Consider the following 24538-nt stretch of genomic DNA (forward strand, 5'->3'; position numbering starts at 1 on the left):
GCTGCTGCTGCATTTGGCGCAGAGACTGGGTTGAAAATGGTTAATACAGGATAAGAGGACCGTACGGTCAGCCCTCGGGGTCTTTGTAGACGCCTTGGGCCTTCAGCGCGTCAACGACCTCTTTCGGCATGTAGGTTTCGTCGTGTTTGGCAAGGATTTCAGTGGCTTCGAACACGCCGTTGACGTAGCGGCCGGTGCCGACCATGCCTTGGTCCTCGCCGAACAGGTCGGGCAGAACGCCGCTGAACACCACCGGCACGGATGCGCCGCCGTCGGTCACGTCAAAGCGGATCGTCTCGCCCTGCCCGCGCTGCAACGATCCGCTGGCGACCAGTCCGCCGATGCGGAACACTTCCCCCGGTGCGGGCGGTTCTGCGATCACCTGGCTGGGCGCGCGGAAGAAATTGATGCCGTCGCGCATGGCATAGCCGATCAGCGCGGTGCTGAGGGCCAGCGCCACGGCTGTGACCAGAATGATCTGGATGCGCCGTTGTTTCTTGAGGCTTTTCATCGCGGCTCCGTCTGCTTTTCCGCATGGAAAAGGTTCAGAGGTATCTAGACCCAAACGGCGCGCCGATCAACGCGCGCCGTCTGGCCGTAGTGTCGCACCCATCGGCGCCCCTTGGAAAACCGGACCTGTCCGCAGATCGCAGCGAAGGGCCGGTTTGAGTCCTTTCCGCACCCTCCCTGCGCGGAATCATGGCCGCAGGCCGCCGCGCATCATGCCTCAGGCATGTCTTCGACATGACGGGCCGCCCCACGGCACGGCGATTTGGTTTCTGTTGCGCGGAACGAATAGTTAGGATGTGCTTGGCTGCCATAAAGTGCCAGACACCAATGTCGGATCGCCGCACCTCGGCCCGTCGACGCGCGGCTTTGCGCACGGCAGCAATGTCCGCCCCCCCGCCTTTGACCCGAACTGCGCCAAAGGTCCGGTTCGGGTCAGAAATGCGTGACGTTCCACACTTAGGGGAACAGCGGTGCCATCATCAGGCCGGCGGTTTCCGGCAGGCCCAGCATCAGGTTGGCGTTTTGCAAGGCCTGGCCGCTGGACCCTTTGGTCAGGTTGTCGAGGGCTGCGACCACGATGCAGCGGCCCGCGATGCGGTCAGCGACCACGCCGATGTGGCAAAAGTTGCTGCCGCGGATGTGACGGGTGCTGGGGGCCTCGCCTTGTGGCAGGACCTGAATGAACGGCTCGTTTTCATAGGCCGCCGCCAGTGCGCCGTGCACGGCATCGGCGTCGCCCGAGACATAGCAGGTGGCCAGAATGCCGCGGTTGGCGGGGATCAGGTGCGGGGTGAACTGCACCTGCACCGGACGGCCTGCGACCTTGGAAAACTCCTGGTCGAACTCGCCCAGGTGCCGGTGCGTGCCGCCAAGGGCGTAGGCGTGATAGCCTTCGCTCAGCTCGGCGTGCAGCAGGTTTTCTTTCAGCGACCGGCCGGCGCCAGAAACCGCGCATTTCAGGTCCATGATGATGTCGTCCAGCCCGATCACACCGGCGGCGATCAGCGGGCGCAGGGCGAACTGGCCCGTGGCCGCGTTGCAGCCCGTGCCCGCCACCAGCCGCGCGGCGGCGATGTCGTCGCGGTAGAATTCGGTCAGGCCGTAGACTGCTTCGGACTGCATATCTGTGGCGGCGTGGTCGTTGCCGTACCATTTTTTGTAGTCCGCCGGATCGCGCAGCCGGAAGTCGGCGCTGAGGTCGACGATTTTCAGGGTCTTGGGCAGGTCGCGGATGACCTCTTGGCTGGTCTTGTGCGGCAGCGCGCAAAAGCACAGGTCGATGCCCGTCCAGTCGATGGTGTCGAAGGCCACCATATCGGGCAGGTCCAGATGGCGCAGGTGCGGGAACACCTCGGCCAGCTTTTGACCGGCCTTGGAGAACGCGCCCAAGGCCTTGATTTCAATGGACGGATGTTCGGCGATCAGCCGGATCAGTTCGGCGCCAGTGTAACCGCTGGCCCCCAGAATTGCGACAGAATGGGTCATGTCAGACCTCTATATTGGGAATGTGGGAAAGGTGTTCAGGCAGAGACAAAGGTGATTTGTCGTCGCATGAATTGCACCGCGCGGTCGCTGACCCGTTTGGGGTCGCCGGTGGTCAGATAGCCGGCGGTGCCGCTGCCCATCTTGTCGGGGTGGCGGGTCAGGTAGTCGGCCAGGCTTTCGCCCACCAGCGCGGCTTGCGAATAGACCTGCACATCCGCGCCCAGCGCCTGCTGGAACACGTCCTGCATCAGCGGGTAGTGGGTGCAGCCCAGGATGGCCGCCTGTGGATGGGGCATCTTGCGTTTCAGCGCGTCGACATGGGACCGCACCAAGGCTTCGGCCAGGATCAGGTCGCCGTCTTCGATGGCGTCAACCACACCGCCGCAGGCCTGCGCCTCGACGTCGACGCCGATGGCGCGGAACGCCAGTTCGCGCTGGAAGGCGCGGCTGCTGACGGTGGCGGGGGTGGCGAAGAGGGCCACGTGTTTCACGGCAACCTCGCGCGGCGGGGAATTGTCGCCCCACTGGCGTTCGGTCATCGCCTCGATCAGTGGCACGAATACGCCGAGCACGCGCTTGCCCTCGGGCACCCAGCCCTCTTGCATCCGGCGCAGGGCGGCGGCCGAGGCGGTGTTGCAGGCCAGAATCACCAGATCGCAGCCCGCATCGAACAGGCGCTGCACGGCGGCGGTGGTCAGGTTGTAGATGTCGTCGGCGGTGCGCACGCCATAAGGCGCGTGGGCGGTGTCGGCGAGATAGATGAAGTCAACGTCCGGCAGGCGCTTTTGCGCTGCTTCCAGGACGGTCAGGCCGCCCAAACCACTGTCAAAAACACCAATTGCCATAGCGCGTTAGCCCGCATTCCCAAGGCGCCGGTGATCTGCTCAGCGGTGCCGTTCCTCGAATTCATAGCCCAGATCAAAATATTTGACCGGGTTTGGATTGAGGTCATACGTCGCTTTGCGCAGGAAATCCATCATCTGTTTGCTGTCGCGTGCCAGCGGGTCCAGCACATCGCGGCCCAGGGGTTCACCGACGACCACGCGCACGGGGGTGTCGACGCGTTTGCGGAACTCTTTGATCAGCAGGCCCAGACGCAGGGTGTTGTGCATGTGGCTGGCCAGTTGGAACAGGCGGCTGGTGTGCCCGTCAAAGTAAAGCGGCACCACGGCGGCATTCGATTTGGCCACCATGCGCGCGGTGAACCCGCGCCAACGCGGGTCCATGGGCCGCGAGAACGGTTTGGCCGCAGTGCTGACGGTGCCGCCGGGGAAAATGCCGATGGCCCCGCCCTGCGCCAGATAGCCCAGCGCGGTGCGGCGGGTTTCGATGTTTTGGGCCAGTGCCTCGCGGGTCTGGTCAAAGCTGATGGGCAGCAGCACGCGGTTCAGTTCTTCGGCGCGGTTGAACACCGAATTGGCCAGAATGCGGAAATCGCCGCGCATGACGGACAGGATATGCCCCATCATCATGCCATCAAGGATACCGTAAGGATGGTTGGCGATCAGGATCAGCGGGCCGGTGCGCGGGATGTTGTCCAGCGCGCCGCCGACCACGTCCAGCGACAGCCCGTAGCGTTCCACGATCACCGACCAGAAATCACGGCCCGCCGCAACCTCGTCCTGATAGCCGTCGGCGCGGCGGATCAGGTTCAGCCGGCCGGTCGAGTTTTCAATCAGGCGGATCATCGCACGGCCACTGCGCGACGTGGCCGAATGCGAATAGGTGATGTCACGCGCGATGGCGCGCTTGGACGGGGCCATTTTGATCGCCAATTTCATCTCCGTGACCAGAGGCGTGTTTTACTGCAACCAACAGTATCACACGCCCCCCGTTACAGGAATGTGACGATTGCGCCTATTCTGCCGCTTTCGCCATGTCTCCGCCGCCTGCGCGGATCACGGCCAGCAGTTCCTCGCGGCGTTTGGCGGCCTTGGTTTCATTGGCCTGTTTCACCGGGCCAAAGCCACGGATCGACTTGGGCAGTTCGGCCAGCGCCACGATGGCGTCGCGGGTGGTGTCGGTCAGTTCCGGCAGCACCTGCTTCATGTCCGCCTCGTATTGGGTGATCAGCGCGCGTTCCATTTTACGCTCGGCGGTATAGCCGAACACATCCAGCGGCGTGCCGCGCAGGCCCTTGAAGCGGGCCATCAGCGCCAGCGGTTTTTCCAGCCACGGGCCAAAGGTGCGTTTGACCGGGCGGCCATCGCTGCCCATTTTCGACAGGACCGGCGGGGCCATGTGGTATTTCATAGTGAAATCGCCATCGAATTCCGCCTGCGCCTTGGCGCGGGTGGATTGCAGCAGGCGCGCGACCTCGTATTCGTCCTTGTAGGCCAACACCTTGTGATAGCCTTCGGCGACGGCGGCGCGCACGGCGCGGTCGTCGATGCCTTCGACCATCTTGCGATAGCGTTTGGCCAGCCGTTTGCTTTGGTATTTCACCAGATGATCGGCGCGGTAGCTGATTTTCTCGTCCAGCGTCTTGGGCAATGCCACGACCTTGGGCGTCAGGATGTTTTGCACCTGATCGGGGTACAGCACCGCCCAGCGCCCGATCTCGAACGCGCGCAGGTTGCGTTCGACCGCGGCCCCGTTCAGCGTGACCGCCTCAACGATGGCCGCGTGGGTCAGCGGCAGCAGGCCGCGCTGCCATGCGGCGCCCATCAGCATCATGTTGGAATAGATGGAATCGCCCAGCACCGCCTTGGCCAGATCCGAGGCATCGAACAGCGCCACCTTGTCTTGCAGACGGGCCTGAAGCGCCAGCGTCAGGCGGTCGGCGGGCAGTGCGAATTCGGTGTCGCGGGTGAAATCGCCGGTGATGATTTCGTGGCTGTTGACCACGGCACCGGTGCGGCCCGTGCTGGTCAGACCCAGCGTTTTGGCCCCTGCACTGACCACCAGATCGCCGCCGATCAGCGCGTCGGCTTCGCCGGTGGCGACACGGATGGCGGTGATGTCGGCGGGGTTGTTGGCCAGACGGCAATGGATGTGCACCGCCCCGCCCTTTTGCGCGAGACCGGCCATTTCCATCATGCCGGCCCCCTTGCCGTCGATATGCGCGGCCTGCGCCATCACGGCGCCCACGGTGACGACGCCGGTGCCGCCGACGCCGGTGATGACCACGTTGAACGTGCCGTCAATCGCAGGCAGGTCCGGTTGCGGCATGTCGGGCAGGTCCAGCTTGGTGGTCGGGTCCTTGCGGACCTGCGCCCCTTCGAGCGTCACGAAAGACGGGCAGAACCCCTTGAGGCACGAGAAATCCTTGTTGCAGGACGACTGGTCGATGGCGCGTTTGCGGCCCAGTTCGGTTTCCTTGGGCACGATCGACACGCAGTTGGATTGCACGCCGCAATCGCCGCAGCCTTCGCAGACGTCGGTGTTGATGAACACGCGTTTGTCCGGGTCGGGGAAGTTGCCGCGTTTGCGGCGGCGGCGTTTTTCGGCGGCGCAGGTCTGGATGTAGACGATGGCGCTGACGCCTTTGACCTCGCGCAGGCGTTTCTGCACGGCGTCCAGTTCGGACCGCTCCTGGGTGGCGATGCCCTTGCCAAAGCGGGTCAGGTCCACGTCTTCTTTTTCGTCATAGACGACTTCGATTGTGGGCACGCCCATGGCGCGCAGCTCGTCCACGATTTTATAGGCGCTCAGGCCGCCCTCGTTGGTCTGGCCGCCGGTCATGGCGACGGCGTCGTTATAAAGGATCTTGTAGGTGATGTTCGCCTTGGACGCCAAGGCGGCGCGGATCGCCTGAATCCCTGAGTGGTTGTAGGTGCCGTCGCCCAGGTTCTGGAACACGTGATCGGTGGTGGAAAACGGCGCTTCGCCGATCCAGTTGGCCCCTTCGCCGCCCATGTGGGTGTAGCCGACCGTGTCGCGGTCCATCCACTGCGCCATGTAGTGACAGCCGATGCCCGCATAAGCGCGGCTGCCGTCGGGCAGTTTGGTGGATGTGTTGTGCGGGCAGCCCGAGCAGAAATAGGGCAGACGCGCCGCGATGTCCTGGGCGTTGTCGTTGCGCCGTGCTTCGGACAGGGACGCAAGGCCCGCCTTGATGCCGTCGGTGTTGCGGCCCTCTTCGATCAGGATGTCGCCCAGTTTTTCGGCAATCAGGATCGGGTCCAGCGCGCCGCGTGTCGGGAACAGCTCCAGACGACGGCCGTTTTCCCATGTGTCGCCCTTGTGCCAGCCATAGACGCGGCGGCCGTCGCGGTCGTCAAAGATGGCTTCCTTGATCTGCACCTCGATCAGCTTGCGCTTTTCCTCGACGACGACGATCAGGTCCAGACCTGCGGCCCATTCGTGGAAGGTGTCCATGTCCAGCGGCCAGGTCTGTCCGACCTTGTAGGTGGTGATCCCCAGACGCTCGGCCTCGTTGGCATCAATGTGCAGCAGGTCCATCGCGTGCATCAGGTCCAGCCAGTTCTTGCCCGCCGCGACAAAGCCGATCTTGGCGCCCGGTTTGCCCCACATACGCTTGTCCATGCCGTTGGCGCGGCTGAACGCCTCGGCGGCGTTGCGTTTGTGGTCGATGATGCGGGTTTCCTGATCGACGGGCGTGTCGACCAGACGGATGTTCAGGCCGCCCTTGGGCATGTTGAAGTCGGGAAGGACAAAGTTCAGGCGGTTCGGATTGCCGTCGACCACGCTGGTGGCTTCGATGGTGTCCTTCATGGTTTTCAGACCGACCCACAGACCGGAAAACCGGCTGAGCGCCCAGCCATAAAGGCCGTAGTCCATGATTTCCTGCACACCGGCGGGCGACACCACAGGCATATAGGCATCCAGCAGCGCGAATTCGGATTGGTGCAGCACGGTCGAGGATTCGCCGGTGTGGTCGTCGCCCATGGCCACCAGCACGCCGCCGTGCGTCGAGCTGCCCGCCATGTTGGCGTGTTTGAACACGTCGCCCGAGCGGTCCACGCCCGGCCCCTTGCCGTACCACAGGCCAAAGACGCCGTCGTATTTGCCCTCGCCGCGCAATTCGGCCTGTTGGCTGCCCCACAGGGCGGTGGCGGCCAGATCTTCGTTCAGGCCGGGTTGAAAGGTGATGTCATGTTCAGCCAGCGGTTTGGCGGCGCGCATCATCTGCATGTCGACCGCACCCAAGGGCGATCCGCGATAGCCGGTGACCAGCCCCGCCGTGTTCAAACCAGCGGCGCGGTCACGCGATTTCTGCATCATCATCAGCCGCACCAGCGCCTGCGTGCCGTTCAACAGGACCGTGTGGCGGTCCAGGTCATAGCGGTCATTCAGTGAAATCTTCTGCGTGCTCATCTCCGCACCTCCCAGTTTGGAACATTTAATCGCAAGTTAGCACGATAATAGGTCACAAACTATGACCTGTATAGCAATTATTGCGAAATTTCGCCACGGGCCTTTTGACGAGTGGTAGGTTTCCATGTCTTTTACTATAGGGTGATCTTATTGATCAGAAAGCGATGTGATGGACTGGGACAAGCTAAGAATATTTCATGCCGTGGCAGACGCCGGCAGTCTGACCCATGCGGGTGACCGGCTGAATCTGAGCCAGTCCGCCGTCAGCCGCCAGATTCGCGGGCTTGAGGAATCGCTGGCCGCGACCCTGTTCCACCGCCATGCGCGGGGGCTGATCCTGACCGAACAGGGCGAATTGCTGTTTGACGCCACCAGTGCCATGACAAAACGGCTGGATGCGGCTGCCGCGCGCATCCGTGACAGCGAGGAAGAGGTGTTCGGCGACCTGCGCGTGACCACCACGACGGGGTTCGGCACCCTGTGGCTGGCCCCCCGCCTGCCCAAGCTGTATGCCAAGCACCCCGACCTGCGTGTTGACCTGATGCTGGAAGAACGGGTGCTGGACCTGCCCATGCGCGAGGCCGACGTGGCCATCCGCATGAAAGAGCCAAGCCAGGCCGACCTGATCCGCAAAAAGCTGATGACGGTGAAGATGTGCCTGTTTGCGTCGTCGCAGTACCTGAAGGAAAACGGCACCCCGATATCTTTGGATGATCTCAAGGATCATCGCCTGATCTGCCAGAACACCGATTCCGCGCAAGTGGGGGCCAGCGTCAGCCTTGTTCAAGAGCTGCTGACCCACGAGGTCAGTTCGATGTTGACCGTGAACAACTATTTCGGCGTGCTTCAGGGCGTGCTGCACAATCTGGGAATCGGCGTGCTGCCGGATTATCTGGCCAACGACTTTCCTGACCTCATGCGCGTTTTGCCTGAAATAGAGTCGACCGATATTCCTGTATTCCTCGCCTACCCCGAGGAATTGCGCCATTCACAGCGGATTTCAGCCTTTCGCGACTTCGTGCAGGAAGAGATCCTATTGTACCGCAAGCAGTTGAAAAACAACCAAAAACCATAGCCATGCAGCAAACGCATAGCGGCCATTCCAAGCAACGTTCACATTCTGCCTTGTTTGACAGCAATGCTGCCCCTAAATCGGCCATGAAGACGATGGTTGCCTTTGGCGCATCATCTTCATACCTCCCTGTTGGACTTGGCCGAGCTTCGTGCTCGGCCTTTTTTTTGGCCAAAACCCAACTTTGATGCGCGCCATGCGGTTGTGAGGCGATTAATCGAACCGCTGCGGAATACGCCAATACACCCAAATAATAGATCGCGCGTAAGAACACCCAATCGGGGGATTTGGTTCCCCACTTCACGAAGAATTTTTCTGCAAAAACAATAGGAACCGATTGGCGCGTTGTGCCGTTGTCTCATCAGCAACGCAACGAAAGGAATTACAAATGACACGCAAGTTTTTGACAACCGCCTCGACAATCGCCGCTTTGATTGCCGTTCCCGCATTGGCACAGGATAACACTGCCAACCCCGATCTGAAAAGCAATGCGCCCGCATTCGACGCTGGCAATGAGAACCCAGTCGCTTCGAACCAGTTCCAGTACGACACCACCAACGAGCGCGTTTCCAACGGTTATGCTGAATACGACACAAACCAGATCGCGATGTCGCAATCGGCATTCCGCGCACTGAGCAACGCCCGTGGCGACAACCTGGAAACCACAGACGGTATGGTTATCGGCATGATCGAAGGCGTGAACACCTCGGCGCAGGGCAACCCTGAGCTAGTGGTTGGTCTGTCCGACGAAGCATCAGCCAAATTCGACACCGAAGTTCTGATCATCACCGTAACCCCCGGCAACGTGATGCTGGAAAATGGAAAGATCGAACTGGGTACGACGTTGGATGAACTGGTTCTGGCGTCCGAAGAGGGTGGCCGTGGAGACTATGCCGACCGCAAGTCGGTGACCTTGCCCTAATCCACTTTAGATCTTGCCGCCTCCCTTCGCGGGGGGCGGTTCGATATTGAAAGGCCGTGCTTTCCTTACCTCTCAGCACGGCCTTTCTTTTTGCCGTTCAGAAATCCGGCCACTCCCCCCTTTCCCCGCGCGCCAAGCTGCCATAAAGACAGGCCACCATCTGTCACGGGGGACATGGGCGCATGACCGAACCAGCAATTACACCTGACCTGATCGCCAGCCACGGGCTGAGCACGGATGAATACCAGCGGCTGCTGGAGATCATCGGGCGGGAACCGACATTTACCGAACTTGGCATTTTCTCGGCCATGTGGAACGAACACTGTTCCTACAAGTCATCCAAGAAATGGCTGCGCACCCTGCCCACCGACGGCCCGCAGGTTATCTGCGGCCCCGGCGAGAACGCGGGCGTGGTCGATATTGGTGACGGTCAGGCCGTGGTGTTCAAGATGGAAAGCCACAACCACCCGTCGTATATCGAACCCTATCAAGGGGCTGCGACCGGTGTGGGCGGCATTCTGCGTGATGTGTTCACCATGGGCGCGCGACCGATTGCGTCGATGAACTCGCTGAGTTTTGGCGAACCATCGCACCACAAGACGCGGCAGTTGGTCAACGGTGTTGTGGCGGGCGTGGGTGGCTACGGCAACTGTTTCGGTGTGCCTTGTGTGGGCGGCGAAGTGCGGTTTGATCCTGCGTACAATGGCAACTGTCTGGTGAACGCCTTTGCCGCCGGTCTGGCGGATGCGGACAAGATTTTTTATTCGGCGGCTTCGGGTGTGGGCATGCCTGTGGTGTACCTTGGCGCCAAGACGGGCCGTGACGGTGTTGGCGGGGCCACCATGGCCTCGGCCGAATTTGACGACACCATCGAGGAAAAACGCCCCACGGTGCAGGTGGGCGACCCGTTCACCGAAAAGCGCCTGATGGAGGCGACGCTGGAGCTGATGGCGACCGGTGCGGTGATTTCCATTCAGGACATGGGGGCCGCCGGTCTGACCTGCTCTGCCGTGGAAATGGGCGACAAGGGCAAGCTGGGTATTCGCCTGCATCTGGAAAACGTGCCGGTGCGCGAAACGCAGATGACGGCCTATGAAATGATGCTGTCGGAATCCCAAGAACGCATGCTGATGGTGCTGCGCCCCGAGCTTGAGGCCGAGGCCAAGGCGGTGTTCGACAAATGGGATCTGGACTTTGCCATCGTTGGCGAAACAATCCCCGAGGATCGTTTCCATATCGTTTACAATGGCAAGACGATGGCCGACCTGCCGCTGTCGAAGCTGGCCAGTTCCGCCCCCGAATACGACCGTCCGTGGGTCGAGACCCCCGCCGCCGCGCCGCTGGCCGATGTGCCGGGGATCGACCCCATTGACGGTCTGCGCGCGCTGCTGGCGTCGCCCAACTATGCGGGCAAACAGTGGGTGTATGAACAATACGACACCATGGTCATGGCCGACAGCGCCCGCACGCCGGGTCTGGGTGCCGGCATCGTGCGCATCCACGGCACCGACAAATCGCTGGCCTTCACGTCCGACGTGACCCCGCGCTATGTCAAGGCGAACCCGGTCGAGGGCGGCAAACAGGCCGTCGCCGAAGCCTATCGCAACCTGTGCGCCGTGGGGGCCAAGCCCTTGGCGACAACCGACAACCTGAACTTTGGCAACCCCGAAAAGCCCGAAATCATGGGCCAGTTCGTCGGCGCGATCAAAGGCATCGGTGAAGCGGTTGCGGCGCTGGACATGCCCATCGTGTCGGGCAACGTGTCGCTGTACAATGAAACCGACGGCACCGGCATTCTACCGACGCCGACCATCGGCGCGGTGGGCATCCTGTACCACAGCGACGAGATCATCGGCTGTGATGTGCGCGATGGCCATGTGGCCCTGTTGATCGGGGAAACCACCGGGCATCTGGGTCAGTCGGCGCTGTTGTCCGAAGTCTTTGGCCGCATCGAGGGCGACGCCCCGCATGTGGATCTGGAGGCCGAGGCGAAGCACGGCCAGTTCATCCGCGACAACCGCGATCTGATCACCGCCTGCACGGACCTTTCCGATGGCGGTCTGGCGCTGGCGGCGTTCGAGCTGGCCGAGAAGACCGGCGTTGGCGTGACATTGGACGCATCCGACACGCCGACGCTGTTCGGCGAGGATCAGGCGCGCTATCTGGTGGCCTGCAACTTTGACAAGGCCGAGGCGCTGATGACAGCCGCCGGACAAGCCGGTGTGCCGCTGATTGCCGTGGGCAAATTCGGCGGCGATCAGGTCAAGTTCGGGTCGGTGTCGGCCCCGCTGGCCGATCTGGCACAGGTGTTCCGCACTAGCTTTGCCGCGGCGGTTGCGTAAATTCGGACGGGGCTTCGGCCCCGTCTGCTAATACCGCCTGCTAATACTGTCCTATTTCCCCCAACAGCAATTGGGTAAAGGCCGTGGGCGGCAAGGCCCCCGGCTGGGAAAACGGGTCGGAAAAGGCGTAAATCACGTACATGATCACGCCGGTATAGCCGCCATAAAGTGACAATAACGCCAGATGCAGCGGCGTGGGCGGAAATATGAAATAGGGCACCGCGACGCAAATAACGCCGGTGATGGCCGCAAACCAGAACAGACCCGACAGCACTCGCACGGCGTTGTTCTCGCGCTTTTGGCGCAATTCCGCGATCTTCTGGGTGGCCTGTATCATATGGGCGCGCAGGTCGGTCTGGCGCGGTGTTTGCGGGTCAAGGTCCAGTACTGTTTGATAGACCTCTTCGCGGTACTGCCACCCCTGCCCCGACAGCTTGCCGGTTTTTGACAGCGCTTCCCATTCGTGGTCGATCACATGGCGGACATAGGTGGCCAGCGTGGTCTGCACCTGCTGCATCTGGGGCGTGTCATAGCGTCGGATGTCGTTGAACACATCGGCAATAGCCGTGGCCTCGGTCACCAGATCGGCGCGGATGTCCGAATAGTCTTGCAGCTCTTGCGCAAAGACAAGCGCCAGGATCAGCCCCTGAAGCGAGGCCACGCGAAAGGTGATCGACCCCGCCAGATCCTTTGTCTCGGTCGTCTGCCGCCCGCCCCAGATGGCGCGGGTGGTGCCGTAGATGACGTAGACCGCGATGATATTGATCAGGGCGATGCCGATGCCCATGGCGAATTCGTGAAGGTGCATGATGGTCTCCCACGGCGTGAGGGAAGCTTAGGCGGGGACGGTGCGCAGGTCTACTTGGATTGTGTGGGGGGGGGCGAAGCTGCTGTCCACCCTCTGGCTAGAACGGCCACTTCTGGTGATCGGTGCAAGTGCGACGTTGACTCACCAGGACCAGTAGGGCTTGCCGTCCTCTTCGTGACCGAAATCATCACCAAAATAGAAATCACAGTCAAAACCTAGTCTGTAATACGCCGCTGTAGCAAAGTGACCGGACGCAATTTCCAAAGGGTCGAGATGCGAGTCAAAATACCCGACACAAGAAACACTCCCTTCCATTCCCGCAGGCAACTGGATGATCTTCTCTCGAAGTGGCGACAAACGACGCCAAAGCGACTGAAGGTGCTCGTTTATTGGTTTTCCGCGCTCAACACCGCTAAGCAATGACCATCGAGAAAAGCTATAGGTTCCGCCGCCAGGTTGCTTTCTGTGGTCGCCGTTTGACCAACAACGCCCATCCCCAGCCGCACCCATATGTGCATCAATGTCCTTTAGAGGCAGCGCCGACGTAATCGTAAAGTAAGCGTAGCTTTCGGGTTCGGCTGACATTGTGGCGTTCTGCCCTTTCAGGTTCTGCATTCATTTTGCAGTGTAAGTCTTAGCCAAATAACTGACGTCAAAAAAGCCGACATTCAGACAGATCACGGGATCCGCAAACGCCAGCCCCAATCACCCAAGCCCGGAACAAGGCACGAAGTGCCGCCGGGCAGCGCCCGACCGCCCCATGGGCGGGCGCTTCTTCACCGTACTGGGCATCTTCGAACACACGCCAAAGCATAGACATTAAGTGGCATGAACCTAGGTATCGGCGCCCACCCGCGGTCGGGTGCTGCCCTTTGTGGCGAGGTCACGCACAGTGTGGACCGGGCAATATTGCAGCAGCATCAAACCCCTGCATGAAGGTGCGTCGTGTGTGATCGGCAAGCCCCTGTGACACTCACTTCCCGATCAGCCCCATCAACCGCGCCTTTTCGCCCACGTCGTCCTTGCGCGAGATCACCTCGGCCAGTTCCTCAAGCGAGGCGATCGAGTGGCCCGCGCGAAAGCTGTCCACGTGGGGCAGCATGGCGGCGATGCCGCGCGCCTTGGGGGCGAATGCGTCCCAGCGCAGCAAGGGGTTCAGCCAGATCAGCCGTTTGGCCGACAGGTGCAGGCGTTGCATCTGTTTGGCCAGCACCTCGGGCGCGCCGCGGTCCAGGCCGTCGGTGATCAGCAGCACCACGGCGCCCTGCCCCAGCACGCGCCGTGACCAGTCGCGGTTGAACGCTTCGATACACTCACCGATGCGCGTGCCGCCTTCCCAGTCCTGCGCTTCGGCGCCGGCCGCGGCAAGGGCTGCATCGACGTCGCGGTGGTCCAGATGGCGGGTGATGTTGGTCAGCCGCGTGCCAAAGGTAAAGGCGTGCACTTTTGCCCATCCTGCGCCCTTGGCGTTGCTGACCGCGTGCAGGAAATGCAAAACGACCCGTGAATACTGGCTCATCGAGCCGGAGATGTCGCACAGCACCACCAGGTTCGGCCAGCGTTTGCGCGGCGCGCGGCGGGCGATGGTGCGGACCTCGCCGCCGGTGCGCATGGCGGCGCGCAGGGTTTTCGCGGGGTCGACGCCGCCCCGCAGCGCCGCCTGCATCCGGCGGGTGGGCATTGGCTCCACCGGCAGGCGCATCCGTGCCAGCATCCGCTTGGCCTGCGCCATCTCGGCGGTGCTCATCTGCTCGAAATCCAGCGTTTTCAGCTTTTCCTGCGCCGAGGTGGTGAAACTGGCATCAACCTCAATCTGAGTTTCGCCGTCGTCATCGTCTTTGTCCACGTCGAAATCGGGCGCTTCGGCGCCGTCCAGCAGCGCCTCGGCGGCGCGTTTTTCGCCGGCCTGGCCTGCGCGTTCTTCCTGCACCCCGCGGATCGCGGGCAGCATCGCGGCCATCATATGTTCCAGATAGCGCGGATCGCGCCAGTACAGCCGGAAAATCTGGCGAAAGATCACGCGGTGTTCGGGGCGGTTCACGAAACAGGCGTGCAGGGTCCAGTAGAAATCGCGCCGCTCGGTAAAGCCCGCCACCTCGACCGCGCGGATGGCGTCGATGACGCGGCCCGGGCCGATGGGAAGGCCCGCACGGCGCAGGGCGCGGGCGAAATGGGTGATGTTGCCCGCAAGGCGCGGGTTTTCGGGCAGTTCGAGAGGCAGGTGTTCGACCATGCGTCAGCCCCCGGGGGCCAGCCCCCGGTCCCCCGGGATATTTGGGGCCAAAAGAAACATCAGGTGGGTTCCAGGCTGGCGCGGGCCTGATCCAACAGGCGTTTGGCTTCGGAGCCTTGCAGCTTGGCGATGTCGTCCTGGTATTTCAGCACGGCCCCCAGCGTGTCGGCGATGACCTCGGGCGACAGGGTCAGCACGTCCAGCGCCAGCAGGCATTTCGCCCAGTCGATGGTTTCGGCCACGCCCGGTTTCTTGAACAGATCCTCGGTGCGCAGTTGCTGGACAAAGGCCACGACCTCGCGGCTGAGGTTTTCCGCCGCTTCCGGTGCGCGGGCGGTCAGGATGTCCATTTCGCGGGCGAAATCGGGGTAGTCGACCCAGTGGTAGAGACAGCGGCGTTTCAGCGCGTCGTGCACCTCGCGGGTGCGGTTCGAGGTCAGGATGACGATGGGCGGCTCGGGGGCCTTGATGGTGCCCAGTTCGGGGATGGTGACCTGAAAATCACTGAGCGCTTCAAGCAAATAGGCCTCGAACGGCTCGTCGGTGCGGTCAAGCTCGTCGATCAGCAGCACCGGCGCGCCGTTTTCGTCGGGGCGCATGGCGTCCAGCAGCGGGCGTTCGATCAGGAAGTCCTGGCTGAACAGCTCGGCTTGCAGGGCGGCGCGGTCGGCGGTGCCTGCGGCCTCGGCGGTACGGATGGCGATCATCTGGGCGGGAAAGTTCCATTCGTAGACCGCGCTTGAGGCGTCCAGCCCTTCGTAGCATTGCAGGCGGATCAGACGGCGGCCCAAGGCTGCGGCTAGGGCCTTGGCGATCTCGGTCTTGCCCACGCCTGCCTCGCCCTCCAGGAACAGCGGGCGGCCCAGCGACAGGGCCAGGAACACCACCGTGCCCAGCGCGCGGTCACAGACATAGCCCTGATCACCCAGCATCTGCTGCACGGCGTCGATCGAGGTGGGTTTGGTCATCGCTCTCTCCCCTTGTTGCGACAAACGTGCACCGCTGGCCTGTCAGGTCAAGGTCTGGCGCGCGGCCAGCGTTGACGCATGATGTGGCGGATGGCATTATAAGGGCAGCGAAAACAGAGGTTTTGCGGGACGATCACCCTGACAACAACCCGATCAGAGGCGGATAAGGCAGATGAAGCGTGACCAGAGCGGGTCCTGGGCAGGGGCGCACAGATGCGCATAGCAGCCGTAACTTGTGTCAAGAACGAAGGGCCCTTTCTGCTGGAATGGATCGCCTTTCACCGCCTGCTGGGCGTGACGGATTTTCTTTTTTATTCAAACGATTGCACTGATGCGACCGACCGGATGCTGGACGCGTTGCAGGCGCGTGGCATCGTGCGGCACCTGCCCAACCCCGCCGAGGGGCGCAATTACCAGATGGAGGCGTTGAAGGACGCCAAGGGTCAGGACATGATCGCGGGCGCCGACTGGGTCTGGGTCGCGGATGTGGACGAGTTTCTGAACATTCACGTGGGCGACGGCACCATTCCGGCGCTGATCGACGCCTGTGGCAATCCGCAGGCGATCAGCGTGAATTTCCAGTTCTTTGCCAATGACGACGTGGATGCCTACGCGGACCGTCCGGTGATCGAACAGTTCACCCGCAGCCACAATCCCGACCTGTGGTGCGGCGAGACGGCGATCGAGGTGAAAACGCTGGTGCGGGCGGATTTCCCGTTGAAATACTACGGCGCGCACCGCCCGTTTTTCCGCGACAAGCTGCCAAAGGGCAAGCGGCCTGCGTGGACCGATGGGTCGGGTCGGCCTGTGCAGCACCGGTTTCTGGTGGCGGCCAACCCGCGCCGCATCCGCCGGTTTCCGGCCCATGGGTCGCGCAACTTTGCCACGTTGAACCACTATGCGCTGCGGTCGCTGGACAGCTATCTGGTCAAGAATGACCGGGGCGATGTGAACCGCGAGAACCGCGCGTTTGATGACACCTATTGGCGTGAACGCAACGATGCCGCATGGGAAGACACGTCGATCCAGAAGTACCTGCCCGCCCTGCGCCGCGAAATGGCCGCGCTGATGGCCGACGCGGAGATTGCCGCCCTGCATGCCGAAGCGGTCGCCGCCCATATCGCCAAGCGCGACGCATTGCTGGCGCAGCCCGAATACCAACAGATGCAGGCGCAACTGCGCGCCGCGTCAAAGCTGCCGCCGCAAGAACAGGCGCTGATCGCGGCGCTGGGGCTGGAGCCGGTGACATGAGCTTGCGGGTCGTCAATCTGGGCTTGCCCAAGACCGGAACGACGACACTGGCCCGCGCGCTGAAGATGGCGGGGTTCAAGGTGGCCGACCACCGTGTGCGGCCCAAGCAGACCACCGTCAAGTCGCTTCACAATCAGTACGTGGCCGAGCTGCTGTATCGCGGGTATTTCGAGACCGGCGATCCCGGTGCGCATCTGGACCCGTTTGAATGCGTGACGGAAATCAGCCTGCTGCGCGAAGGCAAGTCGCTGTGGCCGCAGATGGATTTCGGCCTGATCGAGGCGATCCGTGCCCATCATCCGGGGGTGAAGTTTCTGGCGTCCACGCGCGATCCGTTCCAGTTGAGCCAGTCGATGCTGGCGTGGTCCGATCTGGGCGTGGCGCGGTTGCCGCAGGCGGGTATTCCCGGCCTGCCCGCAGGCTACGGCGAGACCACCAAGGAACGCGAACAGTGGATCACCGGCCATTATGCGCATTTGCGCGCAATCTTTGCGGGCCGCGACGATTTTCTGGAATATGACGTGGCCGACGCCAAGGCGCGCGACCGCATTTCAACATTTCTGGGCGTGCCCCTGCCGTGGTGGGGCCGCGTGAACAGCAATTCGAACAAAAAGGCGTCATGATGCGCATTCATCTGCATATTGGTCTGGAACAGGTGGGCGCGGACCGTCTGCAATCGGTCATGGCCGACAAACGCGAACAGATGCTGGCCAAGGGCTATCTGTTTCCGCGCAGTCTGGGGCCGAAGAACCACACGCGGCTGTATATGGCGGTCACCGACCCTGCCCATGTGGACCCGCTGCGGTACAACCGTGGTTATATTCCGCAGGACAAACAACAGGTTCTGTATGATGCCGTGGCCAGCGATCTGGCGCGGGATGTGGCGCAGCACAATCCGACCGATCTGATCCTGTCGGCCTCGCAACTGGGGACCAGTCTGGCGCATCCGTCCGAGGTGGCGCGCCTGCACGCGCTGCTGACGCCGCTGTCGGATGACATTCGCATCATCGCCCATGTGGACGAACAGGCCAGCCTGCTGGTGCGCTGGTACGCCGAGCAGATCCTGGAAGGGCGCGGCACGTCGCTGGCACAGGAAATGGCGCTGGCCGGGTCAAAGACGTGGTGGGACGATTGTCTGGCCGCCGCCCCCGTGATCGACCCGCAGGCGGGGGTGTTCATGGAAAATCAGGCCGCCCCCTTCTGGCTGGATTATCAGCGGCTGGTGTCCCATTGGGAGGGCAGCTTTGGCGCGGGCAGCGTGACCTTGCGGCCCTATGATGCCGACGGGTTTGCCGCCGATACGGTTACGGATGAAATCCGCGCGATGTTCGGGATTGACGCGGTGCTGGGCAAGGCCACGCCCGACACGGTGCCTGTGCCCACCTCTGCCGCGGCGCTGACGCGCGGGCGGCAGATGAATGCGCTGTTGTTGCAGGTTCTGGCCGACCGCAAACGCATTTTGCCGCGCCAGTTGTGGCGGTCGTTTATCAATGAAATCAACGTGGACGGCGACCCTGTTGATGTGGCGTCGCTGTCGGCCATCTCGAAAACCTTTGCCACGGGCAACACCGCCTTGCTGAAAACGCAACCGGCGCTGAGCAAGGACACGTTCCGCAAACCCCGCGCCAAGGGCACATGGGAGGAAGCGGACCCCAAGTTCGGCTTTCGGGCCACGCAGTACCTGCTGGGGTTCATGTGGCGCATCGACAAGGCGACCCGCGAAGAGCGCAAGACCAAGGGGGCCGATCTGGATGCCGCCAAGGCCACCAAATCGCCCAAGGGTGCGGCGCAGGCCGCAGCACCTGCGCCCAAGTCCGACGGGCTGACCGAGGTTGCGCGCAAGCTGATGCCGCCCCTGGCGATCCAGAACTTTGACAAGCTGAAGAATTCGTCCTTTGCCCCGCACAACAAGCTGGGGTCGGTGGACGAGGAGCAGCTTGCCGCAGCCTTTGCCGAAATCCCCCCGCGCGACCTGCACCCCGGCAGCAGCGGCAACGTGATCGTCGGCTGCATGAAGAACGAAGCACCCTATATCGTGGAATGGGTCGCCTATCACCGCGCCATGGGCGTGGATAATTTCCTGATCTACACCAACGGTTGCGAGGACGGGACCAGCGAAATCCTGGATCGTCTGCAAGAGATGGGCGTTCTGCAACACCGCAACAACGACGGCTGGAAGGGCAATTCGCCCCAGCAATACGCGCTGAATCAGTCGCTGAAAGAACCGGTGATCAAGAACGCCGACTGGATCATTCACATCGATGTGGACGAATTCATGAACGTGCGCACCGGCAACGGCACGCTTCAGGATTTCTTTGACGCGGTGCCCGATGCGACCAACGTGGCGATGACATGGCGGCTGTTCGGGCACAACGGGGTGACCGATCTGGCGGATGACTTCGTGATCGACCAGTTCGACCATTGCGCGCCGAAATACTGCCCCAAGCCGCACACGGTCTGGGGCTTCAAGACCATGTTCAAGAACATCGGCGCCTATGAGAAAATCAGTTGCCACCGCCCCAACAAGCTGGACGAGGCGTTCAAGAAGACGGTGAAATGGGTCAACGGCTCGGGCAAGGACATGACCAAGGAAGCCGCCGAAAACGGCTGGCGGTCGTCGAAAAAATCCATTGGCTACGATCTGTTGCAGCTTAATCATTATGCGCTGCGGTCGGCAGAAAGCTTCCTGATCAAACGCCAGCGCGGGCGCGCGCTGCACGTGGACCGGTCTATCGGGATCAACTACTGGATTCGCATGGACTGGTCCGATTTCCGCGACATCACCATCAAACGCAACCTGCCGCGCCTGCGCGCGGAATACGACCGGTTGATGCAGGACGACATCCTGCGCGGCTGGCACCAGAAGGGTCTGGACTGGCACAAAGCCAAAGCCGAAGAGCTGCACGCCATGCCCGAATTCGAGGACCTGTATCAACAGGCGCTTGAAGTGAAGCTGACAGAGGTCGAGCGGGTGGCTTATGCCCTTGCTTTGGATATGGAGAGCTAACGATGGACGGCACCACAGACGTTGCAAACACCGCCCAGCCCAGCATCAAATCGCGCGGGCTGCGCTTTCCCAAGGCGGCGTTCATGACGCCGGCGATGCGCACCGCGCTGCGCAAGGACATTTATGAAAACACGCTGGTCACGGCCTGCAACCGCACCGCCCTGCCCGAGGACACGGTTCTGGACATCGGGGCCGGGATCGGCGCGGTGTCTGCCACGCTGGCCAAGCAGCAGACCGTCAAAATGGTTCATGCGGTCGAGGCGAACCCCGAACTGGCCACCTATCTGACCAATATGTTCGCGCTGAACGGCATCGAGAACGCCAGCGTGATTTCGGGCGCTTTGGGCAAACGCAAAAGCACCGCCGATTTCCACGTGCGCAAGAACCCCGCCCTGTCATCGCTGACCGTGCGCGAGGACAGTCCGGCCGGTGTGATCGAAAAGATCGAGGTGCACAACGCCAGGGCGCTGATCAAGGATCTGGCGCCCACGGTCATCGTCATCGACATCCAGGGCTCCGAGGCCGAGCTGATCCCAGATCTGGACCTCAGCGGCCTGCGCGCTGCGGTGGTCAAGCTGCACCCCAAATGGATCGGCCCCGAAGGTGTGAACGCGGTCTTTGCCGCGATGATGGAGGCGGGCCTGAACTATAACGCGCGCGGCTCGAACGGCAAGGTCGTGTCGTTCCGCAGGACCTGGCCCACCGCGTGAACATCCTTGCCGTCTTATGCGTCCGCAACGAGGCGGCGTTCCTGCTGGAATGGCTGGCGCACCACCGCGCCTGCGGGTTCACGCATTTTCTGGTGTTCTCGAACGATTGCGACGACGGCACCGATGTGATGCTGGACGCGCTGGCCGTTCAGGGCTGGCTGACGCACATCCGCAACGACGGCCCCTATGACAAGGGCGGCATCCAGTTCACCGCCCTGAAACACGCGCAAAAGCTGGACGTGGTGCAACAGGCCGACTGGATCTTGCCGCTGGATGTGGACGAATTCGTCAACATTCACGTGGGCGACGGCACCGTGCCCGCGCTGCTGGACGCCCTGCCCGACGCCACCGCGATCACGCTGACGTGGCGGCTGTTCGGCAATGGCGATCACATCCGCTACAAGGACGCGCCGGTCACGCGTTTGTTCACCAAATGCGCGCCTGCGGTGCTGCACTGGCCGTGGCGCGCGTCGATGTTCAAGACGCTGTACAAAAACGATGGCACCTACCGCAAACTGGGCGTCCATCGCCCGCGCAACCCTGACACGGCGCGGCTGGATCACGCGCGCTGGTTCGACGGTGAAGGCCGCGAACTGGACACCCAGTTCAAGACCAAGCGATTGTTCAGCAATTTCGGCCAGCCCAACTATGCGCTGGTGCAGTTGAACCACTATCCGCTGGGTGCGATGGAAAGCTATGTGATGAAGGCCGACCGGGGCCGCGCGGTGCATTCCGATCACGTGCTGGGGCTGGATTACTGGGTCGAGCGGAACTTTTGTTCCGACAGCGACACCAGCATCGCCCGCATGTCCCCCGCCAGCACGCCAATTCTGGAGAGCCTGAAAGCCGATCCGGTGCTGGGCCCCCTACACCAACAGGCCGTCGCATGGCGGCACGCCCGTTTCGACGCGCTGATGCAGCAAGAACCGTTTCGCGCGCTGTTTGGCCGCCTGCTGATGGCGGGTCACACCCGCCCGGTGTCGCCACGCGCCGCGCGGTTCATGGTGCAATACGCCAATCGCGCCCGCCGCACCGGTGCCAAAGCCGCAACAAAGGCACAGCAGTAGCTTCAAATTTCCGCAATTTTGCCGTATTGGGCCGATAGCTCTGCGCCCAAACACGCGTGGAAAACCCGCGCCACCCTGGTTCCGAGGCCCCCGATGCACGACACGATCGAGACATTCAACGCCGAGCTTTCCGGCCTTGCCAAGGGCGAATGGCTGACCAAGCTGGCAGGTATCGCCGAGGAACAGGGCTATTTCGAACCGCTTGGCCCGCGCCATTTTTCGGCCTTTGTTGAAAAAGGCACCACGCTGCTGGTCACATTCGAGACGATCCAGGGAATGCGCGTGCTGTCCGAATCCGCGGTGCCGCTGGGCTGGAACATGGTGCGCGATCATGGCTGGTCGCATCTGTGCGTGGCCTCGGACGGCGACACATGGTTTCGCGATGATGCGCTTTATGCCTATTTCGACCGGCTGGTCGACGACGGCTTTTTTGACGAATTCGAAACAGTGCTGTTTTACGGGGCCGGCCCCTGCGGCTATGCGGCGGCGGCCTATTCGGTCGCGTCGCCCGGTGCGCGCGTGGTGGCGATCCAGCCGCAGGCGACGCTGGACGCCCGCGTCACCGAATGGGACGACCGTTTTGTCGACATGCGCCGCACCGATTTCACCGCACGCTACGGCTATGCGCCCGACATGCTGGACGCGGCGGCGCGCGCCTTTGTCATCTATGACCCGCGCGAAAACCTGGACGCGATGCACGCCGCCCTGTTCACCCGCGCCAACGTGCACAAGCTGCGCACGCGCCATCTGGGCGATGCGATCCAGACCAACATGATGGAAATGGACCTGCTGAAACCGCTGCTGGAGCAGGCCGCAAACGGCACCTTGGACGACGCCAGCTTTGCCACGCTGTGGCGCGCGCGCCGCGCCTATCCGCCCTATCTGCGCAACCTGCTGTCGGCGCTGGAAATCGACAACCGCGCGCCGCTGATCCGGGGCCTGTGCACCAATGTCACCAGCCGCATGAACGCCCCCCGCTTTGCCCGCAAGCTGAAAGAACTGACCAACTGACGCTGGTGCGCTGCCGCGCCGCGTGCTAACGGCAGGGCATGACAAAGACCCTTGCGATCCGCCGCCCCGATGACTGGCACCTGCACCTGCGCGATGGCGCAATGATGCGGGCCGTTTTGCCGCAAACCGCCGCCCATTTCGCCCGTGCGATCATCATGCCCAATCTGGTGCCGCCCGTGGTCACCGGCGCACAGGCCGCGGCCTATCGTGACCGGATCATGGCCGCCCTGCCCGAGGGCATGGATTTCACCCCGCTGATGACGCTGTACCTGACCGAGGACACGGATGCCGCCGATGTGGCTGCCGCCCATGCCTCGGGGTTGGTCAAGGCGGTCAAGCTGTACCCCGCCGGGGCCACCACCAATTCCGCCTCGGGCGTGGCGAACTTTGACCACGTGCGCCCGGTGCTGGAGAAAATGGCCGAGATCGGCCTGCCGCTGTGCGTCCACGGCGAGGTCACCGATGCGGATATCGACATTTTCGACCGCGAGGCGGTGTTCATCGACCGCGTTCTGGACCCGATCCGGCGCGCGACGCCGGGGCTGCGGGTGGTGATGGAGCATATCACCACATCAGACGCCGTGGACTATGCCAGCGCACAGGACGACAGCTTGGGTGCGACGATCACCACGCACCATCTGGTGATCAACCGCAACCACATCCTGGCCGGTGGCATCAAACCGCATTATTACTGCCTGCCCGTCGCCAAACGCGAAACGCATCGCCTTGCCCTGCGCCGCGCCGCCACATCCGGCAACGCGCGCTTCTTCCTGGGCACAGACAGCGCGCCGCACACCGACGCCAACAAGCTGCTGCCCTGCGGCTGTGCCGGCTGCTTTACCGCGCCCAACACCATGTCGATCCTGGCGCAGGTGTTTGAACAGGACGGCGCGCTGGACCAGCTTGAGGCGTTCACCTCGCTGAACGGCCCCGCCTTCTACGGCCTGCCCGCCAATGACACCACGCTGACCCTGACCAAAACCACCCCGACCTACCCCACACACATCGACACCGAAGACGGCCCCGTGACCGTGTTCGACCCCGCGATGCCGCTGGACTGGTCCGTGACCTGACCTTCATCTTGCCCGATAAACTCCCGCCGGAGGCTCCCGCAGCTTCGGCACGCTCAACCGCCCAAGGATGCACGCCATGATCCCCACCAGCTTTCCCGACGCCGCCGAAATGGCCCGCCTGACCGCCCGCATGTTGCTTGAGATCGAAGCCGTGCACCTGAACGCCAAGGACCCGTTCACGCTGGCCTCGGGCCTGCCCAGCCCGACCTATATCGACTGTCGCAAGCTGATCTCTTATCCGCGCATCCGGTCGACGCTGATGGATTTCCTGACCGTCACCGTCATGCGCAACGCAGGCTTCGAGGCGTTCGACAACGTCGCGGGCGGCGAAACCGCCGGCATCCCCTTTGGCGCGCTGGTGGCCGAGCGGATGGCCCTGCCCATGACCTATGTACGCAAAAAGCCCAAAGGGTATGGCCGCAACGCCCGCATCGAGGGTGTGATGACGCCCGGCCAGCGCGTTCTGCTGGTCGAGGATCTGACCACAGACGGCGGATCGAAGCTGTCTTTTGTTGATGCGATTCGCGAAACCGGCGCCACCTGCGGGCACACGGCGGTGATCTTTTACTATGGCATCTTCCCCGAAACCGAAAAGACCTTGGGCGATCATGGGGTTGCGCTGCACCACCTGTGCACATGGTGGGACGTGCTGGCCGAAGCCAAGGCCCAAGGCACCTTTGACGCGGCCACCCTGGAAGGCGTCGAAGCGTTCCTGAACGACCCGCGCGGCTGGCAAGAGGCACATAAAAAGGCGTAAATCCGCCACATCATCTGGTTTAGGGCACTGCATTTGCCCACC

General features: G+C 62.4%; 20 protein-coding genes. 11 read left to right on the top strand and 9 right to left on the bottom strand.

Annotated elements, in window-relative coordinates:
- Positions 1 to 67: 67 nt before the first annotated feature.
- From ccmE to AAC077_RS05540, 5 genes are all read right to left on the bottom strand, one after another.
- Entirely contained in the window at positions 68 to 511 is a 444-nt protein-coding gene (gene ccmE, locus AAC077_RS05520) for a cytochrome c maturation protein CcmE (RefSeq protein ID WP_339767307.1), read from the bottom strand.
- Positions 512 to 966: 455 nt separating this feature from the next.
- Positions 967 to 1995 carry an N-acetyl-gamma-glutamyl-phosphate reductase gene (argC, locus tag AAC077_RS05525; protein WP_339767309.1) on the bottom strand — a complete coding sequence of 343 codons (1029 nt, stop codon included), beginning with the start codon at positions 1993 to 1995 and terminating at the stop codon, positions 967 to 969.
- Between the two features lie 35 nt (positions 1996 to 2030).
- Entirely contained in the window at positions 2031 to 2840 is an 810-nt protein-coding gene (locus tag AAC077_RS05530; RefSeq protein WP_339767312.1) for an aspartate/glutamate racemase family protein, read from the bottom strand.
- 39 nt (positions 2841 to 2879) lie between these two features.
- The gene (locus AAC077_RS05535) at positions 2880 to 3758 is read right to left on the bottom strand and encodes a lysophospholipid acyltransferase family protein (protein WP_339767964.1); all 879 of its coding nucleotides are present in this window, start codon (positions 3756 to 3758) and stop codon (positions 2880 to 2882) included.
- 94 nt (positions 3759 to 3852) lie between these two features.
- Positions 3853 to 7275, bottom strand: a complete 3423-nt coding sequence (locus AAC077_RS05540; RefSeq protein WP_339767314.1) for an indolepyruvate ferredoxin oxidoreductase family protein — start codon at positions 7273 to 7275, stop codon at positions 3853 to 3855.
- Between the two features lie 169 nt (positions 7276 to 7444).
- Between AAC077_RS05540 and AAC077_RS05545 the strand changes: the two genes are divergently transcribed.
- The 3 genes from AAC077_RS05545 to purL all read left to right on the top strand — a co-directional run bounded on the left by AAC077_RS05545 (position 7445) and on the right by purL (position 11611).
- A complete protein-coding gene (locus tag AAC077_RS05545; RefSeq protein ID WP_339767316.1) occupies positions 7445 to 8350 on the top strand; it encodes a LysR family transcriptional regulator in 906 nt (301 codons plus the stop codon).
- Between the two features lie 385 nt (positions 8351 to 8735).
- Complete coding sequence (locus AAC077_RS05550) at positions 8736 to 9269, top strand: hypothetical protein (RefSeq protein ID WP_339767318.1); 534 nt, start codon at positions 8736 to 8738, stop codon at positions 9267 to 9269.
- A gap of 182 nt (positions 9270 to 9451) precedes the next feature.
- Positions 9452 to 11611 carry a phosphoribosylformylglycinamidine synthase subunit PurL gene (gene purL, locus AAC077_RS05555; protein ID WP_339767320.1) on the top strand — a complete coding sequence of 720 codons (2160 nt, stop codon included), beginning with the start codon at positions 9452 to 9454 and terminating at the stop codon, positions 11609 to 11611.
- 40 nt (positions 11612 to 11651) lie between these two features.
- On the opposite strand, the gene AAC077_RS05560 is transcribed toward purL, so the two are convergent.
- From AAC077_RS05560 to AAC077_RS05575, 4 genes are all read right to left on the bottom strand, one after another.
- Positions 11652 to 12419, bottom strand: a complete 768-nt coding sequence (locus AAC077_RS05560; RefSeq protein WP_339767323.1) for a hypothetical protein — start codon at positions 12417 to 12419, stop codon at positions 11652 to 11654.
- A 141-nt stretch (positions 12420 to 12560) separates the two neighbouring features.
- Positions 12561 to 13034, bottom strand: coding sequence for a DUF4279 domain-containing protein (locus AAC077_RS05565; RefSeq protein WP_339767325.1), 474 nt, complete (start codon positions 13032 to 13034; stop codon positions 12561 to 12563).
- Positions 13035 to 13392: 358 nt separating this feature from the next.
- Positions 13393 to 14652, bottom strand: coding sequence for a VWA domain-containing protein (locus AAC077_RS05570; RefSeq protein WP_339767327.1), 1260 nt, complete (start codon positions 14650 to 14652; stop codon positions 13393 to 13395).
- Between the two features lie 59 nt (positions 14653 to 14711).
- Positions 14712 to 15620 (bottom strand): MoxR family ATPase, encoded by a 909-nt coding sequence (locus tag AAC077_RS05575; RefSeq protein ID WP_339767329.1) that lies wholly within the window; start codon positions 15618 to 15620, stop codon positions 14712 to 14714.
- Positions 15621 to 15833: 213 nt separating this feature from the next.
- On the opposite strand from AAC077_RS05575, the gene AAC077_RS05580 reads away from it, so the two are divergent.
- The 8 genes from AAC077_RS05580 to AAC077_RS05615 all read left to right on the top strand — a co-directional run bounded on the left by AAC077_RS05580 (position 15834) and on the right by AAC077_RS05615 (position 24496).
- Positions 15834 to 16871 (top strand): glycosyltransferase family 2 protein, encoded by a 1038-nt coding sequence (locus AAC077_RS05580; protein ID WP_339767331.1) that lies wholly within the window; start codon positions 15834 to 15836, stop codon positions 16869 to 16871.
- The gene (locus AAC077_RS05585; RefSeq protein ID WP_339767333.1) at positions 16868 to 17494 is read left to right on the top strand and encodes a sulfotransferase; all 627 of its coding nucleotides are present in this window, start codon (positions 16868 to 16870) and stop codon (positions 17492 to 17494) included. Before AAC077_RS05580 ends, AAC077_RS05585 begins: the two co-directional genes overlap by 4 nt.
- Complete coding sequence (locus tag AAC077_RS05590) at positions 17494 to 19878, top strand: glycosyltransferase family 2 protein (RefSeq protein WP_339767335.1); 2385 nt, start codon at positions 17494 to 17496, stop codon at positions 19876 to 19878. The genes AAC077_RS05585 and AAC077_RS05590 overlap by 1 nt, the downstream gene beginning before the upstream one ends.
- Positions 19879 to 19880: 2 nt before the next feature.
- A complete protein-coding gene (locus tag AAC077_RS05595; protein ID WP_339767337.1) occupies positions 19881 to 20588 on the top strand; it encodes an FkbM family methyltransferase in 708 nt (235 codons plus the stop codon).
- Entirely contained in the window at positions 20585 to 21655 is a 1071-nt protein-coding gene (locus tag AAC077_RS05600) for a glycosyltransferase family 2 protein (protein ID WP_339767341.1), read from the top strand. The genes AAC077_RS05595 and AAC077_RS05600 overlap by 4 nt, the downstream gene beginning before the upstream one ends.
- Positions 21656 to 21748: 93 nt before the next feature.
- Positions 21749 to 22666 carry a phosphoadenosine phosphosulfate reductase gene (locus AAC077_RS05605; protein ID WP_339767342.1) on the top strand — a complete coding sequence of 306 codons (918 nt, stop codon included), beginning with the start codon at positions 21749 to 21751 and terminating at the stop codon, positions 22664 to 22666.
- A 38-nt stretch (positions 22667 to 22704) separates the two neighbouring features.
- Positions 22705 to 23739, top strand: coding sequence for a dihydroorotase (gene pyrC / locus AAC077_RS05610; protein WP_339767344.1), 1035 nt, complete (start codon positions 22705 to 22707; stop codon positions 23737 to 23739).
- Positions 23740 to 23815: 76 nt separating this feature from the next.
- Entirely contained in the window at positions 23816 to 24496 is a 681-nt protein-coding gene (locus AAC077_RS05615; RefSeq protein WP_339767346.1) for an orotate phosphoribosyltransferase, read from the top strand.
- Positions 24497 to 24538 lie beyond the last annotated feature (42 nt).

Source organism: uncultured Pseudosulfitobacter sp. (assembly GCF_963976325.1).
Classification (GTDB): Bacteria; Pseudomonadota; Alphaproteobacteria; order Rhodobacterales; family Rhodobacteraceae; genus Pseudosulfitobacter.

Bases quoted from the DNA above. Each gene is read 5' to 3' on its own strand.
- ccmE (WP_339767307.1), bottom strand. From the start codon at position 511: ATGAAAAGCCTCAAGAAACAACGGCGCATCCAGATCATTCTGGTCACA.
- argC (WP_339767309.1), bottom strand. From the start codon at position 1,995: ATGACCCATTCTGTCGCAATTCTGGGGGCCAGCGGTTACACTGGCGCC.
- AAC077_RS05530 (WP_339767312.1), bottom strand. From the start codon at position 2,840: ATGGCAATTGGTGTTTTTGACAGTGGTTTGGGCGGCCTGACCGTCCTG.
- AAC077_RS05535 (WP_339767964.1), bottom strand. From the start codon at position 3,758: ATGGCCCCGTCCAAGCGCGCCATCGCGCGTGACATCACCTATTCGCAT.
- AAC077_RS05540 (WP_339767314.1), bottom strand. From the start codon at position 7,275: ATGAGCACGCAGAAGATTTCACTGAATGACCGCTATGACCTGGACCGC.
- AAC077_RS05545 (WP_339767316.1), top strand. From the start codon at position 7,445: ATGGACTGGGACAAGCTAAGAATATTTCATGCCGTGGCAGACGCCGGC.
- AAC077_RS05550 (WP_339767318.1), top strand. From the start codon at position 8,736: ATGACACGCAAGTTTTTGACAACCGCCTCGACAATCGCCGCTTTGATT.
- purL (WP_339767320.1), top strand. From the start codon at position 9,452: ATGACCGAACCAGCAATTACACCTGACCTGATCGCCAGCCACGGGCTG.
- AAC077_RS05560 (WP_339767323.1), bottom strand. From the start codon at position 12,419: ATGCACCTTCACGAATTCGCCATGGGCATCGGCATCGCCCTGATCAAT.
- AAC077_RS05565 (WP_339767325.1), bottom strand. From the start codon at position 13,034: ATGCAGAACCTGAAAGGGCAGAACGCCACAATGTCAGCCGAACCCGAA.
- AAC077_RS05570 (WP_339767327.1), bottom strand. From the start codon at position 14,652: ATGGTCGAACACCTGCCTCTCGAACTGCCCGAAAACCCGCGCCTTGCG.
- AAC077_RS05575 (WP_339767329.1), bottom strand. From the start codon at position 15,620: ATGACCAAACCCACCTCGATCGACGCCGTGCAGCAGATGCTGGGTGAT.
- AAC077_RS05580 (WP_339767331.1), top strand. From the start codon at position 15,834: ATGCGCATAGCAGCCGTAACTTGTGTCAAGAACGAAGGGCCCTTTCTG.
- AAC077_RS05585 (WP_339767333.1), top strand. From the start codon at position 16,868: ATGAGCTTGCGGGTCGTCAATCTGGGCTTGCCCAAGACCGGAACGACG.
- AAC077_RS05590 (WP_339767335.1), top strand. From the start codon at position 17,494: ATGCGCATTCATCTGCATATTGGTCTGGAACAGGTGGGCGCGGACCGT.
- AAC077_RS05595 (WP_339767337.1), top strand. From the start codon at position 19,881: ATGGACGGCACCACAGACGTTGCAAACACCGCCCAGCCCAGCATCAAA.
- AAC077_RS05605 (WP_339767342.1), top strand. From the start codon at position 21,749: ATGCACGACACGATCGAGACATTCAACGCCGAGCTTTCCGGCCTTGCC.
- pyrC (WP_339767344.1), top strand. From the start codon at position 22,705: ATGACAAAGACCCTTGCGATCCGCCGCCCCGATGACTGGCACCTGCAC.
- AAC077_RS05615 (WP_339767346.1), top strand. From the start codon at position 23,816: ATGATCCCCACCAGCTTTCCCGACGCCGCCGAAATGGCCCGCCTGACC.